Source organism: Methanolobus sp. (assembly GCF_016278365.1).
Taxonomy (GTDB): Archaea; Halobacteriota; Methanosarcinia; order Methanosarcinales; family Methanosarcinaceae; genus Methanolobus.
This window is the reverse complement of record NZ_JADQBZ010000007.1, coordinates 93,955-108,540: the sequence shown is the minus strand read 5'-3', so window position 1 is coordinate 108,540 and position 14,586 is coordinate 93,955. Positions and strand designations below refer to the sequence as shown.

The window sequence follows — 14,586 nt, the reverse complement described above, 5'->3', positions numbered from 1 at the left end:
TTTGGCTGATAACGTTGGCTAATTGATAGTTATTTATGATATTATTATTTATATATTAAACACTTGGTTTATAAAAACATTGTTGTGGCACCTTCTTTTGTTAGTTATAAAAATGAGACATTTTATATCCTTCGTAATGCTATCAATTAGCATGGATACCACACCTTCAAGGTTCAGAAAGATACAGCGTGTAATGTGGTACATACTCTTTTTGAACCTTGGCGTTGCCGCTGCTAAGATAATCTATGGTATGTACACCAACGTGTTAAGCATGCAATCTGACGGATATCATTCTCTTTTTGATGGCATATCCAATGTTATAGGGCTCATCGGTATCCAGATAGCTTCAAAGCCGCCGGATGCTGAACATCCTTACGGGCACAGGAAGTTTGAGACCCTTGCTGCTATTTTCATCGCATTCATTCTGGGAGTCGTGGCCTTTGAGATAGTTCGCTCCGCAATTGAACGATTCGGTAATGGTGCCCACCCGGAAGTTACAACATTAAGTTTCATGATAATGTTGGGTACAATGGGTGTGAACTATGCGGTCACTACCTACGAGAAGAGAAAAGGGAAAGAACTGCAGAGTGAGGTCCTGCTGGCAGATGCTGCGCACACAAAAAGCGACATATACGTTTCGCTTTCAGTTCTTCTGGGTCTGGTTGCTATCAATGCAGGCTATCCTCTCATAGATCCTATTATTTCGGTTCTGGTGGCAGTTGTTATCCTTCGGGCAGGAATCGAGATAATATTCAGCAGCGCTTCGATACTTTGTGATCATTCGTCTATTGACCCGGCGCAGATCGCAGATGTCGTGTGCAGGGTGGAAGGTGTGCAGGGCTGTCATAACATACGCACCCGTGGTCCTCAGGGGAGTGTTTATGTGGATATGCATGTTGAAGTCGACCCGGGGATGCCTACTTATAAATCACACACTGTGGCTCACATAGTCCAGTATCGCATCAAAGAAAGATTTGAAGGCATCCAGGAAGTACTCGTGCATATCGAGCCCGCCGAGAACAGTCATACATAAATAACTTCAGGGATACTATATCACTATGCCAGGAAACACCTTTGGTCACTCGCTCAGGATAACTACCTGGGGAGAGTCACATGGTACAGCTGTGGGTGTGGTCGTTGACGGAGTACCTGCAGGGCTTAAACTCTCGGAGGAAGACATACAAAAGGATCTGGATCGCAGACGACCGGGCCAGAGCGAAGTTTCAACTCCCCGCTCGGAAACCGATACTGTGGAGATTCTCTCAGGTGTTTTCGAAGGTATGACCACAGGATGTCCGGTGTCCATGCTGGTATGGAACAGGAATGCAAATCCAAATGCTTATGATTATATCAGGGATATCCCACGTCCCGGACACGCAGATCTCTTCTACCAGGAAAAGTACGGCATCAGGGACCACAGGGGCGGTGGAAGATCTTCCGGCAGGGAAACCATCGGCAGGGTGGCTGCAGGTGCAATTGCTAAAAAGTTGTTATCCCTCCACGGTGTCGAGGTCCTTGCCCATGTTATCGAGCTTGGAGGCGTGAAAGCCGGCAGTGTTACCTTTACCGGGATCCGTGAAAATGTCGAAAAGACACCTGTCCGGTGTGCAGACCCGCAAGCGGCTGAAAAAATGCTTGAGCAGGTAAGGCTCGCAAGGAATGAAGGTGACAGCATCGGCGGCATTGTGGAAATTATCGTGACCGGGGTGCCTGCAGGCATTGGAGAACCGGTCTTCAGTAAGCTTGATGCAGATATCGCTGCTGCGCTTATGAGCATAGGTGCTGTCAAGGGCGTGGAAATAGGTTTGGGTTTTGAGTGTACCCGCATGAAAGGCAGTCAGATGAATGATGCCTTTGTTATCGATGACGCAAGCATTATCCCCGATACAAATAATGCGGGTGGGATCATAGGAGGTCTTTCAACAGGGCTGCCTGTAATATGCCGTATCGCTGTAAAGCCGACACCATCAATTTCAAAGTCCCAGAGAAGTGTCAATATGGCGCAGATGAGCGAAGTGGATATAGAGATACATGGACGCCATGACCCTACGATACCGCCGAGAATGGTGCCGGTGGCCGAAGCCATGATGGCGCTTGTGATCGCGGACCATATGATAAGGTCCGGGTGGATAGGTCCGGAATCCTTAATGAAATAATACCATATTCTGGCTTTTACCTTATCTTATCTTCTTTTTTCTTTTTCAACGGAACGGCAGTTTGCATGTATATATATATGCTATGTAGCATCTATATATTTATGTAGGATACATCTATATTGTTGCTGACTGTTCATAATGTGACAGGAGTAGTCAGTGGTTCGAAATGGATACAAGAAAAGTACAGATCACAGGAAAATCAACATATATCGTCACGCTTCCCAAAAAATGGGCCTCTAAAGAAAAACTGAAGTCGGGATCTCCGTTATCGATTATCTACAACGACGACGGCTCGCTTATAATAAGACCCCCTCGTGTGGAAAAAGGCAGAGATGTCCGGAAAATCAAAGGTAACAGGAACCTGGAACACCTGAAGAGAGATATCATCGGGCTCTACATAGTAGGCGACTATAAGTCTATAGAGATACAGGGAGAGCATTTATCAGGGGAGTTCGGGAACGAGATCAAGAATTTATGTAATCGTCTAGTTGGCCTTGAACTTGCCGAAAGCAGCGACAGGTTGCTTGTGATTCAGAACTACCTGGACATCGACGAGTTCACGATCGAGAAAGGCATCAAGCGCATGTCATCGATAATTTATCTCATGTTTGAGGAGCTGTACGATGCATTTGAGAACAATGAACGTTCTGTCTGTAAAGATATAATTAAGAGGGATGATGATATAGACCGTCTGTTCATTCTGGTATCAAAGCAGTTTGTGAGCAGGCTGAGCCTGAGGAAATTCTCAAAGAATGATAGTCTCAGTCTTATAGAGGCTTTTTATTACCGTCTGGCAGGTAACGATATCGAGCGAACAGGGGACCATATATCTAAAATAGCCCTGCATTACGAGCATACTGAGATGACGCCGGATGTATTGAGCCAGTTGAAAGAGATATGCATGGATCTGCAGAATCTGTTTATGGATTCTCTTGAGTCTTTACGCAGATCTGATAATTTGCTTGCTAACCAATTGATTGAAAAAGGAGAGGAAATCAATGGGAAACTTGTTATTGTTACCCAATCGGCAGATAATGCATCAATAAATATAATCATTGACAGTTTTGGCAGGATAAGGGACTATGCATCAAATATCGCAGAATATTCGATCGATCTATCACAATTATAGGATGATCCCCCTCTTCCTTTCACTTTCAGTTGTCATTGATTACGCACTTACTTTCTATTTCGCAGGCAGTATCGAGAACATCCTTGCTTATGAGTTCAGCCCAACGCTGGTCTTTGCTGTCAGGAACGATATAGTACTGCCATATCTGGCATTTACTGTGGTTTTCTACTATGCTATGGGTTATACTGTCCTGAAACTTCTCAAGGGAGAGGAGATATACCCGATAGGTGTTCTCATTATCCTGCTGATGAGCATTACGCATGTCCTGGGCGGCATGTCCTGGATAGTGCTGAAAGAAGCGTTTTCAAATATGGTGTTCATGCTGTCAATGACCTCCATAATCATAGCTCTCTCTGTTTTCGGGTATGAGGTTTTCAGGCGGGGATAACTATATAGGCATATATATCTGGCATGTGCCTAATAAAATCCTTTTTTGCTATTTATTTCGTTTGTGCAAGGGATATAAGAGCACAATCCTACTAAGAATCATGAAAAGATTGCTGAGTCTGCTGGCAGCGTCAATACTGTCCCTTTACACATTCTATTCTACCTGCTGGTATACTGCATCTTCTTTCTTCAATATGGCTGTTCCTTTTGTTTTTGCTGCTTTGCTGGCTTATGCCCTTTTAATGTATGTTGTTTTCAGGCGCGTTTCAAAAAGATCATGATATGTGGAGTGGGAGTGGAGTTAAATGAAAAAAACGTTTTGTGTCGATTTTAGTTTACGCTGCGTTGCAGGTCTTGCCTTTTTGTTATTATTTTTATTATTGCCGGTGCCTGCGGTGTCTGCAGATACTTTCTGTCCCTGCGATGAGCTTGATACATGTACCGAATGGGTAAGTGAAGGCTCTCTTAGCCTGCAATGGGGCAGGACAGGGCAAATGGAGGTAGGAGGGGTGAAATACACCTTCAGGGCGGATGATTTTGACCTGAAGACAAAGTCTGCCCTGATCTCGGCTGAAAAGCAGGGTGCTGTCCGCAAGGAGTTCCTGTTCCTGGAGTTACAGGACAGTGACAAGTGGTTCCACTGGGACAATGAGATAAAGGTGGAGCTGACAGGCATCAGTGTTGACAGCTACAATACTCCTTCTGCACAGTTGCAGGTATACTCCAGAGGACGGCCTGAACTTGAGATAAGTTTTGCGGCGGGTTCCGAGAAGGTCAAAGGCGTCGATGTTTCCAAGGAACAATATGCACCCGGTCAGGAAAAGAAAATCGAGGTTACGGTAAAGAACACAGGGGATGCCTGGGTGGAGAATGCTGTCCTTAAGGTGAACCTTGGAGAGTTCAAACTTAAAGGGAATGGCGATTTTGAGTATCGGGACAACATCATTGTCAGGAACCTGGACTGTCTTGAGAAAGGGAAGCAGCAGAGCATCAACTTCACGGTGATAGCGCCGCAATGGGATGGCAGGACCTCTCCCTATGAACTGAACTATTACATAAATGCCACTGCCGGCGGCACCGATATCAAGAAAGGGTACTATGATACAAGCGCAGCCACTGTTTTCCGCTGCACGGACCCTGAGCTTAAGGTCATCATGGAGGTTGTCGGCGATGAGATCAACATGACCACATGGTCGGTCCGCCAGAACGGGAACAGTACTGAAGGAAGCCGCAATATCTATTATGAGATATGGGACGCGTGGGATTATTCCTTCATCAGGACCAACATCTACAATCTCGGTCTTTATCCGGTGGATAATGTTGACGTTACGTTTGCAGACATCCCTGAAGAGCTTATAACTGTGGAGACCTTCGAGCACGGGGATTACAGTTATGTTACTCCGGACGGCCAGTACTACATTGCCCGGAAACTGGTACCCCTGAGACAGGGTCGATATTCGTTCGGTCCGGTGACGGCTAAGTCTGATTTCTTCGGGAAGGAATTCACCTGGAGTTCCGGGACCGGCAGCATTACGGTACATGGGGCGCATGTGATAACGGAAAAGAAGCTGTCCCCGTCGGATAGCGGTTACAGGGTGAACCTCCAGATCAGGAACAGCGGCGACCGTGCCGCCTGGGTTAACCTGAGCGATGTGATACCGGAAAGTGCTAATTATGTAGCCGGCAGTGCAGAGGAAAGCCTGGCCGGAAGTGATTTGCCTCTGAGTGAGTGGGACATAGGCTTATCGCAGGTGAACGGCTCCCAGATACTGACGGTTTCCGGTGTGCTTCTACCCCCCGGGACATCGCTGGGGCTGGGTTACAACATCGAACCGGCCAATGCTCCCGATCTGCCTGCTGCCAGGGCAGCTTTCAAGGCTATCGATGGCTACCGGGGAGAAGTGCAGTCTTCCTTCTTTATTGCAGGAGTGGAGGTAAAGCAGCGCTGGGACCCATTGAATGGCGGCTGGGTGGTTGTGACCGGTGAAACCCCGGAAAGTCCGGTTGCAGTAGATGATGACACATCCTATGAGCCTCTGTATTCGACTGAAGATGTGTATGCACTGGAAAGTGGTTATTCCACTGAGGTGCAGCAGGAGACAGTCAACTCTTCCATGATGGACTGGCTTCCGGATCCATTTTCAGCGACAGTGCTGAAGGTGCAGGAGCTCCTCCACCGTTTGCTTGGAGGTACCATCGAGGGAGTCTCAGCAGCTTTCGGGACGATCGAAGGCGTAGCAATAGATGCTGTGGAGAATTACCTGTACGCGATCGTTATTCTCATTGCCCTGGGAGTTTTCATGGCTGTTTACGTCCTGATATCCCGCTGACCGCGCTGTCAGCTTTTGCAAATTATCCTCCGTTTTTTGCGTGCCCTTTCGGGCGCGTGTATTTTTTAGGATCTGCGCTGGGAACGATGTTTCCTTTAAAGTTGTTTTTCGATTTTGGGATCATTTTTCATTACAATTTGGATGCTATTTCTCCGAATCTTCTTTCAGACACGGATCTACAAAGATTAACACCGATTCATGGTAAAGCTGGAAATTTAAGCCTGCAAAGGGCCAGATCCGTGTAAATCCCGTGTTAATCTGTGTCTGAAAAATAATTAATAAAGACAGCCTTAATAATGAAGAAATGAGGAATAGCTAGCCTATTCCCCGCCATCGGAAACCCCGGTTGTTTCCTCGACAAACTGCTCGATCCTCTTTTTGATAGAATCCCTCAGATCCCGCATCTGCTGCATTTTCTCTTCATCTGTGCCGGTAAATATTTCTGGGTCCGGGAAGGGCCAGTTCATCTGCACAAACGGCCTGGGGAATATGGGGCATTCAGCCTCGTTTTTCCTGTCACAGACCGTGATGACGAAACTGTAGAGTCTCCCCTGCCTGAACAGGTCCCATGCTGCCTGGGTTTTCTTTCTCCGGAGGTCGAAACCATCCTCTTTCATGACATCGATCACCATGGGATTGATGCTGGATGGCTTGAGTCCTGCACTCTCCACCTCGAACCTGTCCCCTCCAATCCTCCTGAGGTATTCTTCGGCCATCTGGCTTCTTGCGCTGTTATGCACGCAAATGAATAGAACCTTGATCTTTCTGTTATTGTAAGCCATACTCCTAATTACTCATACCACACGGATAAATCTGACCTGTATAAACAATATATCTCCCATAGATTTTGTATAACACCGATTCTCCATCGCATTTACACATCAATATATAGAGATATGCTAAATCTATATTGCAGCAGCCTCTATATACATTATTTGTAAAAGTATTATATATCCTAAACACAGTTTAGCACTCAGAGCGATTAAACCCCGCTCAGAAATGACAAAATAAGTAGCAAAAAGGTGTAAAGATATGAACATAAAGAAACTCTTTAACAACGAAGCTGGTGTTTCACCCATCGTTGCAACCCTCGTTCTCGTGGTAGTTGCAATCGCCGGTGCAGCAGCAGTCGGTACAATCTTAGGATCATTCTCAAGCGACGTTTCCAGCAGTGCAAGCGCTGAAGGCGCAGCCGCTGGTGCATCAACCCAGCTCCTTATAGCTGGAAGCTCAACCGTTCAGCCAGTCTCTGAACTTCTCGCAAAAGACTTCATGAAACAGAACTCCGGTATCAAGGTCACAGTCCAGGCTGGCGGCTCTGGTGCAGGTATCACCTCTGCTAAGCTCGGTATTGTAGACATCGGTGCTTCCTCTGAGGATGTTGACACTATAACTGCATACCCTGAACTCCAGAAACACCAGATTGGTGCCAGTGCTGTAGTTCTTATTGGAAATGGCATCGGCAACGCGACCGGTACAGTACCTTCCAAGGCTCAGATTAAGACCCTTTTCGAGTCCGCAGATGCAAATGGAAAAGTCTCAGATGCAAACCTGACAACTGCTGGATTTAACACCACTGGTTCCGGTGCAACCCTCTTCCAGAGATCAGAAACAAGCGGTACTGAGGAAACCTTCTCCTACTTCATACACGGAAGCTCAAAGACCTGGATGGATGGTACAAAGGCAGTAGGCAAGTCCGGTAACGCCGGTGTGCTCGCTGCAGTTGAATCAACAACCAACTCAATCGGATTCGTGGACTTCGGTTTTGCAGAATCATCCACCGGTGTAGTCATCCTTCCGGTTGACACCATGACCACCACTGTAAAGAAGGATGTAAAGTCCGGTATCAAGGCAACCCTCAAGGGCGAGACCAGCACCTTCCCATCCGGTCTGACCAGACCACTGCTCTACCTGACAAACGGTGCTCCCTCAACAATTGAGAAGTCATTCATAGACTTTGCAACCCAGCCTGCACAGAAGGGATACTTCACACAGGTCGGTTACTTCTCAATGTATGACATCCTCTAAGTATAAGTTAGGAACAGATCTTTAGACACAATGATTTGTGCAACCGCACAAATCATCTTTTTTTTAAAATGGGAAACAGATACTAATGAGCAGGATTGTCCAATCCATACCACAGGTTTTTTTTGCTTCATGTGCTGTGCTAACAGCCGTGGTTACTATATTCTTTGTAAGTTACATTTTCTATGTTGCCTATCCTACTTTTGTAAGCCAGGGACTTATCAATTTTCTGACAGGTTCTGTATGGGATTATTCGGAAAACGTTTATGGAATTCGTATATTCATTGCTGGGACCATGATCCTTACTGCTGTCACTCTTATACTTGCCGTACCTTTAGGTATATTTACTGCCATCTTCATGTCTGAGATTGCCCCAAAGCAAGTAACTTCTGTCATGCGTCCTCTTATTGAACTCCTCGTAGGTATCCCCTCTGTTGTCTACGGGGTTTTCGGGCTCTATGTGCTTGGAAGTATTTTCCGGGACCACATAGCGCCTTTTATATCATCAACTTTTGGTTTAATCCCCTTTTTCCGTGCGGGGTCCACAGACGGGGCAGGCCTGGCACTGGCATCGACGGTGCTTGCAATAATGATATTGCCTACTATAATCCCCATTTCCGAGGACTCAATACGTGCAGTTAAAAAAGAGTACAGAGAAGCTTCTTTTGCTTTAGGTGCAACACGATGGGAAACCATAAGTCAGGTGGTCTTGCCAGCCGCATCTAAGGGTATAATGGCTGCAGTTATCCTGGGAATGATGCGCGCAATGGGTGAGACCATGGCAATAGTGATGCTTTTCGGCAACGTGATTACCATACCCAACTCTTTTTTTGGTTATGGGTATGCAATGACCTCCAAAATATTGAACGATATCGGCTACTATGTAGCTTTTGAAGAGCCAAAGAGTGCCCTGTTTGCTATTGCAGCCGTTCTGTTTGCTATGGAGATAGTGTTTGTTGCAGCGGCAAGGAAAATAGGAGGCCGTGTATGAGAACACGATTCATAAAAGGCAACATGTTCATCGGAATCTCGTATCTATGCGCCATCTCCACAGTCCTGATATTATTCTTCATACTGGGAACCATTGCTGTGAAAGCAATGCCAAGCCTTAGCCTGTATTTCCTGCTGACACCAGAGTCCATGGCTCCCAGTTTCGGAGGAGCTATAGGGAATGCGATTGCAGGTACTATTCTTCTTTCCATTTTCTCTACGATTCTTGCGGCTCCTGTTGCAGTCGGTACGGCAGTGTACCTGAAAAGATATGCAACAGACGGCTTTATTGTAAGAGGCTTCCGTTTTTTCATTGACGTACTATCCGGTACCCCCTCGATAGTTCTGGGTATTTTTGGACTGCTCGTACTTGTCTATTACATGAGGACTGTTACAGGTGGTTTTTCCTTGCTCTCAGGTTCAATTGCACTTGCAATACTGATACTTCCCGCTATAGAGCGGGCTGCAGAAGAGGCAATAGATACTGTTCCCAGAGATATGGAGGAGGGCAGTTACGCTCTTGGTGCAACTAAATGGGATACTATCAAGCGTATAACAATACCTTATGCACTGTCCGGCATAATTACCGGCATAGTGCTAGGCGTAGGACGTGCTGCCGAAGAATCTGCTGTCGTTATACTGACTGCAGGCTATACGCAGTTCTTTCCCGAATTCGGGGTCGGTGCGGGCGAGAAAATGATCTTTGGAATAAAGATATATCCTTTTCAGGACCTTGTGGCAGCTTTGCCTATAACCGTCTATCATTCCTTCGAGTTTCCCCACTTGGTTTCCGTTTCAGAGGGATTTGCAGCAGCATTTGTCTTGATAATTATTGTGATGATCATTAATGCAACGACAAGACTGATTCTGTGGAAGCGCAGGATAGGCTGACCCACCTGTCCTTCTTTTCTTTTTACTCCCGCATGACTTATTCAAAGCTGCTGCTCTTTTCCTTTCTCTATACTTTACTTTCATCTATATACTTCACTTAGATTAAGTATATATCAGCACATTCTTTTACTAGCATTAGATGGCTGGTACAAACACGGAAACCTATTCTGATTATGAGATCCCGTCCGAAGAGGCGGAGCTCTCTTTCCGGGAACCTGAAGTAACTTATTCTGAAAGTGTTGCCGGGGAGGATGTGCCTGTTCAGGAAGTTTCCGGTTATAGTGGTGAGAACAAAAAAGGGAAAAAGGGTATTTTCGGGTTTAGGGGAAGGCAAAAGAAGAGTGAGGTCCATGAGCCTTCGGTCAGGTCAGGTAAGCCTGCCGGGAAAAAGCGCTTTGGATTGAGCTTCAGGAAGAAGAAGGATGTTCCCGGCAGCAGGGAGGGCTCTCCGGAGGATGGGGGAGAGGCAGCTGTCAGGCAGGAATGCGGTGAATATGGGGAATATGAGGAATATGAGGAAGGCTCTGTTGCTGTATCGATGCTTGACGGAGCAGATGCTCTGGGCTCAATAAGTGATGTGCCGGAGGAAGTTTCAGGGAAAAGGGGCTTGTTTGGGATGCGGGGCTCCCGGAAGAAAGTGAAAAAGGCGAAAAAGCCTGCCGGGGGGAAAAAATCGGGCCTTGGTCTCAGGAGAAAGAAAAGCCAGCCTGATGACCCTCTGCATTTGCCTGAGGGTAATGATGGGCTTTCCGAAAGCGAGGATGACTTTGTCCAGGTTCTGCTGCAGAGGATCGAAAAGATCATCAATCCTAAGCCCGAAGTCATTGATGAGCTGGTCTTTGAGCCGGGCGTGGTCAGCAAACCGATCTATGGCGTGCCTCACAGGGATCTGGATCTCATATACGAAGTAACTCCCAGGTTCCAGTACGTGCATGTATGGTTTGACGGGGAGGAGCTTTCCTACGAATGCATAGAGCCTCCTCTCAGTGAGACTGAGGAGCAGACCATGGCGATTGTCCAGAACGCCTTTGACAAGATGGCTCACTCCGAGATACTGCTGGTGGAGGAGGAGAACCGCAAGGACGCTCTCAGGGACCGTTTCTTCTTCATCACGGAAATATATCGCTTTAAACTGACAGAAGCACAGAAAGAGAAGTTCTTCTATTATCTTCACAAAAAATACATGGGATTTGACAGGATCGACCTGCTCATGAATGACCCCTATATCGAGGATGTCACCTGCAACGGTCCTTATTCCAATCTATACGTCAATCACCGCATATATGGCTCTCTTAAGACGAATGTCTCCTTCGAGGAGCTTGAGCTTAACAACTTCGTCATGAGGATGGCCCAGGCCGCAGGCAGGCACATCTCAGTGCTCCAGCCCATCAGGGACGCCACCCTGATCGATGGCAGCCGTGCTAATCTCACCCTCGGCAAGGAGGTCACTAAGAGAGGCTCCACATTCACCATCAGGCGCTTCAAGTCCAATCCTGTGTCCTGCATCGACCTCATGAACTACGGCACCTATGATGCACAGGTGCTGGCATATTTCTGGATCGTCATCGAATACAAGCGCTCCGTACTTGCAGCAGGTGGTACGGCCTCCGGCAAGACAACGACCCTCAACGCCCTGGGTTCTTTCATTCCTCCCGAATACAAGATAGTATCCATCGAGGACACCGCCGAGATGAACCTCATGCACCCCAACTGGACCCAGTCCATCACAAGGGCGGGTTTTGGTGGGGACAGCAGCAGCGGCAAATCTGCAGGTGACATCGAGCTCTTCGACCTTCTCAAGGCCGCACTGAGGCAGAGGCCCGAGTACATAGTGGTAGGTGAGGTTCGTGGCGCTGAGGCCGGCACTTTGTTCCAGGCCATCTCTGTAGGCCACCCCTGTATGGGCACCATCCACGCCGGCTCCATCCACGAACTGCTCTCAAGAGTTGAATCCGAACCCATGAACGTGCCCAGGAACCTCTTTGCCAGTGTTGACATGGTCATATTCAACGCCATGGTCAAGGTCGGTGAGCACTTCATCAGGCGCGCCCTCAGGATAGTTGAAATAGTGGAACTGGACCCTGAGCGCAAGGACCTTATCACCAACCCTGTCTTCAAATGGGACCCGGTCGGGGACCGCTATGAGTTCAGCGGCAGCAGCTCTCTCTTTGAGGATATCGAAGAGGAATTCGGCATAAAGGTAGAGGAACTTGTCCGGGAGATGGACGAGCGGGCAAGGTACATTGAAAGCCTTGCTGCTCAGGGCATATGCGATTATAAGGATGTTGCCAGGGCTATCAGGAAATATGCGCGCCACAAGGATGAGCTTATGGAGACGATGCAGTAAATGGGAACGGGCAGCACTGATGGTATCCGCCGGGCATTCAATGACGGTGAGACCAACGAATACCTGGAGAAGTACAAGATGTTCTGCTACTTCCTGGGTAAATACTTTGACAGGAAGCCACGGGAGGATATTTCCAGATCCCTCTACCAGGCCGACATGATCATGACACCCGGCATGTTCATATCCCTCTCCATAGTCACGGCCCTGATTGCAACAGCTATTGTCTTTACTTTTTCAGTGATTCTCTTTCGCAATTCTTCAACGCCTCTCGTTTACATCGGGATGCTGACATTCCTTACATTCGGCCTTACCATAAGCGGTTTTCCTTTTGTGCTGTACAACAAGATATCCGGCAAGAACATGAATATAGAACACGAGCTTCCCTTTGCATTGAGCTACATGTCCATCCTTGCAAGTGCCGGCTCCTCGCCCATGGATGTTGTGAGGACTGTAGCCATAGAGGACTACGGTGAGATATCTACCGAATTTGGTAAGGTCATGTATCGTGTGGATGTTCTGGGCGAGGATGGTGTCACTGCCATGAACCACCTTGTACGCAACACTTCTTCCGAATCCTTCAGGACGATATGCATGGACCTCGCCAATGCCATGCAGGCGGGGGGAGGGCTTCGTACCTATCTTGAGATGAAATCCAAGGAACTCATGGACCTGCGTGGCAAGCTACAAAGAGAGTTCGTGGACTCACTTGCAGTCTACGGGGAAGGCTACCTGAGCGGCGTTGTAATGAGCGTGGTGCTTGTGGTCCTTATGATCGTGGTCGGAAGCGCGCTGGGTATCGACCTGGGACCCCTGACTCCCAGGCAGATGTTCAACCTCTTCGTATATTTCGCACTGCCATTCATCAACATCGTATTTCTGATACTGCTCTGGATGAAATACTCAAGGAGCATCCTATGAAGACAGACGTATATCTCCAGGTGTTGAAACGTTATGCACAGATCGCGAGCATACGCTACAACATCAAACGGGAGTATCTGACCCTCGGGGTCCCCGTATTTGCAGCACTGATGATAGTACTCGTCGCCATACTGGCCGGACACACACTCTTTCCTCCTGAAGGGCAAAGCAGTGCCGCAGTGAACAGTGAAGCCGCTGCAAAGCAGGCTGCCTATGAGGCCCTTGTTGCGGAAATGGAAGCATCTGAAGCTGCAGAGAGAGGAGAGCTCCCGATAGCCGTGGAAACAGAGCCGGCCAAAGAGGAAAAAGATAAGTCAAAGGACGATCTGGACCACATAATCGTGTTTGCGACACTGGTGGCTATCATCCCTTTCTCCATCGATACTTTCATCCAGAAAAAGAACCTGAAGAAAAGGGAGGTAGCGTTCGGTGAGTTCCTGTACAAGCTGTCAGAGCTCATGAGGGGAGGTATAGATCCCGTAAAAGGTGTGGTCACACTCTCAAGAACCAATATGGGAGCCATAAGCAAAAGCGCCAAGGACGCCGCATCATCAATGGTCCTGGGCCACTCTTTTGAAGATTCCATGCACAGGATGTCAGCTTCCATAGGGAGCAGGCTGGTTAACAAATATATTGATATCGTGGTCATGGCAGCCTATACAGGCGGCAATGTAGCAGACCTGCTTTTCCGTACATCGGAAGACATGAGGGCTGTCATAGGCATCGAAAGAGAGAAAGAGGCCAACCTGAAGCAGTACATTATCATATTCTACCTTGCCCAGGGTATAATCATAATGCTGACCTATATCCTTTCCACTTCCCTGCTCCCTATGATCCAGGGGGTCGGCCTGGAAATGCTGGGAGGCGCCGGCCTTTCAGATATCAATTTCGGGCGCGGCTTCTTCCATATGATCGTCCTCAACGCCTTTTTCGGAGGGCTCATCATCGGCCAGATCACCGAAGGTGAGATCAAGCACGGCTTCAAGCACTCTGCGCTCCTGATCGCCCTGAGCTATGTGGCAGTTGTAACCTTATTGCTCCCGGCCGGCATAGCCGGCACCTATACAATAACCGCTATGTCCGGTGACGCCCAGGAGGTCATTGGCGGTCTTCCTTTACAGGAGCCTATAGTATTCAATGTCACTGACACGGATGGCAATCCTGTGCCTGGTACCTTTGTTAAGATGACGATAGCACCTCAGGGTGTGATAACCAGTTCAATGACACAAGAGGACGGAACCGTGGCTGTAACGCCTGTTCCCGGATCAGATAAAGGTACATATACAGTAACAGCGACAGTAGGTGAATCAAGTGGTATTGCCACGATAATAGTGAATGATGAGTTCTAGGGGAGTGAAAATCTCATTCACTTGGGCTTTGCGTTTTGTTACTGGGATCGTTTTCGATCGCCCA

The 14,586-nt window shown here is 47.8% G+C and carries 13 protein-coding genes; 12 read left to right on the top strand and 1 reads right to left on the bottom strand.

What is annotated here, in order from left to right:
* The first annotated feature begins 151 nt into the window (after positions 1-151).
* The 6 genes from QZZ22_RS07995 (at position 152) to QZZ22_RS07970 (ending at position 6,002) form a co-directional block, all read left to right on the top strand.
* Positions 152-1,033 carry a cation diffusion facilitator family transporter gene (locus QZZ22_RS07995; protein WP_292463915.1) on the top strand — a complete coding sequence of 294 codons (882 nt, stop codon included), beginning with the start codon at positions 152-154 and terminating at the stop codon, positions 1,031-1,033.
* A gap of 25 nt (positions 1,034-1,058) precedes the next feature.
* A complete protein-coding gene (gene aroC / locus QZZ22_RS07990; RefSeq protein WP_292463913.1) occupies positions 1,059-2,156 on the top strand; it encodes a chorismate synthase in 1,098 nt (365 codons plus the stop codon).
* A 166-nt stretch (positions 2,157-2,322) separates the two neighbouring features.
* Complete coding sequence (locus QZZ22_RS07985) at positions 2,323-3,285, top strand: phosphate uptake regulator PhoU (RefSeq protein WP_292463912.1); 963 nt, start codon at positions 2,323-2,325, stop codon at positions 3,283-3,285.
* The gene (locus QZZ22_RS07980) at positions 3,239-3,673 is read left to right on the top strand and encodes a hypothetical protein (protein ID WP_292463911.1); all 435 of its coding nucleotides are present in this window, start codon (positions 3,239-3,241) and stop codon (positions 3,671-3,673) included. Before QZZ22_RS07985 ends, QZZ22_RS07980 begins: the two co-directional genes overlap by 47 nt.
* Before the next feature lie 100 nt (positions 3,674-3,773).
* Complete coding sequence (locus QZZ22_RS07975; protein ID WP_292463910.1) at positions 3,774-3,953, top strand: hypothetical protein; 180 nt, start codon at positions 3,774-3,776, stop codon at positions 3,951-3,953.
* 24 nt (positions 3,954-3,977) lie between these two features.
* The gene (locus QZZ22_RS07970) at positions 3,978-6,002 is read left to right on the top strand and encodes a hypothetical protein (RefSeq protein ID WP_292463909.1); all 2,025 of its coding nucleotides are present in this window, start codon (positions 3,978-3,980) and stop codon (positions 6,000-6,002) included.
* Between the two features lie 320 nt (positions 6,003-6,322).
* Here QZZ22_RS07970 and QZZ22_RS07965 read toward each other — a convergent pair whose 3' ends face one another.
* Positions 6,323-6,784: an arsenate reductase ArsC gene (locus tag QZZ22_RS07965; RefSeq protein ID WP_292463908.1), complete on the bottom strand. Its 462-nt coding sequence runs from the start codon at positions 6,782-6,784 to the stop codon at positions 6,323-6,325.
* Between the two features lie 250 nt (positions 6,785-7,034).
* Between QZZ22_RS07965 and QZZ22_RS07960 the strand changes: the two genes are divergently transcribed.
* The 6 genes from QZZ22_RS07960 to QZZ22_RS07935 all read left to right on the top strand — a co-directional run bounded on the left by QZZ22_RS07960 (position 7,035) and on the right by QZZ22_RS07935 (position 14,522).
* Positions 7,035-8,030 carry a PstS family phosphate ABC transporter substrate-binding protein gene (locus tag QZZ22_RS07960; protein ID WP_292463906.1) on the top strand — a complete coding sequence of 332 codons (996 nt, stop codon included), beginning with the start codon at positions 7,035-7,037 and terminating at the stop codon, positions 8,028-8,030.
* Positions 8,031-8,115: 85 nt separating this feature from the next.
* Positions 8,116-9,018 carry a phosphate ABC transporter permease subunit PstC gene (pstC, locus tag QZZ22_RS07955; protein ID WP_292463905.1) on the top strand — a complete coding sequence of 301 codons (903 nt, stop codon included), beginning with the start codon at positions 8,116-8,118 and terminating at the stop codon, positions 9,016-9,018.
* Positions 9,015-9,908 carry a phosphate ABC transporter permease PstA gene (gene pstA, locus QZZ22_RS07950; RefSeq protein WP_292463904.1) on the top strand — a complete coding sequence of 298 codons (894 nt, stop codon included), beginning with the start codon at positions 9,015-9,017 and terminating at the stop codon, positions 9,906-9,908. Before pstC ends, pstA begins: the two co-directional genes overlap by 4 nt.
* 139 nt (positions 9,909-10,047) lie before the next feature.
* The gene (locus tag QZZ22_RS07945; protein WP_292463902.1) at positions 10,048-12,255 is read left to right on the top strand and encodes a type II/IV secretion system ATPase subunit; all 2,208 of its coding nucleotides are present in this window, start codon (positions 10,048-10,050) and stop codon (positions 12,253-12,255) included.
* Positions 12,256-13,173 (top strand): type II secretion system F family protein, encoded by a 918-nt coding sequence (locus tag QZZ22_RS07940; protein WP_292463901.1) that lies wholly within the window; start codon positions 12,256-12,258, stop codon positions 13,171-13,173.
* On the top strand, positions 13,170-14,522 hold the full coding sequence (locus QZZ22_RS07935) for a type II secretion system F family protein (protein ID WP_292463900.1): 1,353 nt from the start codon (positions 13,170-13,172) through the stop codon (positions 14,520-14,522). The genes QZZ22_RS07940 and QZZ22_RS07935 overlap by 4 nt, the downstream gene beginning before the upstream one ends.
* Positions 14,523-14,586 lie beyond the last annotated feature (64 nt).

Excerpts from the sequence above, each read along its gene's own strand:
- QZZ22_RS07995 (WP_292463915.1), top strand. The coding sequence starts at position 152 with ATGGATACCACACCTTCAAGGTTCAGAAAGATACAGCGTGTAATGTGG.
- aroC (WP_292463913.1), top strand. The coding sequence starts at position 1,059 with ATGCCAGGAAACACCTTTGGTCACTCGCTCAGGATAACTACCTGGGGA.
- QZZ22_RS07985 (WP_292463912.1), top strand. The coding sequence starts at position 2,323 with ATGGATACAAGAAAAGTACAGATCACAGGAAAATCAACATATATCGTC.
- QZZ22_RS07980 (WP_292463911.1), top strand. The coding sequence starts at position 3,239 with ATGCATCAAATATCGCAGAATATTCGATCGATCTATCACAATTATAGG.
- QZZ22_RS07975 (WP_292463910.1), top strand. The coding sequence starts at position 3,774 with ATGAAAAGATTGCTGAGTCTGCTGGCAGCGTCAATACTGTCCCTTTAC.
- QZZ22_RS07970 (WP_292463909.1), top strand. The coding sequence starts at position 3,978 with ATGAAAAAAACGTTTTGTGTCGATTTTAGTTTACGCTGCGTTGCAGGT.
- QZZ22_RS07965 (WP_292463908.1), bottom strand. The coding sequence starts at position 6,784 with ATGGCTTACAATAACAGAAAGATCAAGGTTCTATTCATTTGCGTGCAT.
- QZZ22_RS07960 (WP_292463906.1), top strand. The coding sequence starts at position 7,035 with ATGAACATAAAGAAACTCTTTAACAACGAAGCTGGTGTTTCACCCATC.
- pstC (WP_292463905.1), top strand. The coding sequence starts at position 8,116 with ATGAGCAGGATTGTCCAATCCATACCACAGGTTTTTTTTGCTTCATGT.
- pstA (WP_292463904.1), top strand. The coding sequence starts at position 9,015 with ATGAGAACACGATTCATAAAAGGCAACATGTTCATCGGAATCTCGTAT.
- QZZ22_RS07945 (WP_292463902.1), top strand. The coding sequence starts at position 10,048 with ATGGCTGGTACAAACACGGAAACCTATTCTGATTATGAGATCCCGTCC.
- QZZ22_RS07940 (WP_292463901.1), top strand. The coding sequence starts at position 12,256 with ATGGGAACGGGCAGCACTGATGGTATCCGCCGGGCATTCAATGACGGT.
- QZZ22_RS07935 (WP_292463900.1), top strand. The coding sequence starts at position 13,170 with ATGAAGACAGACGTATATCTCCAGGTGTTGAAACGTTATGCACAGATC.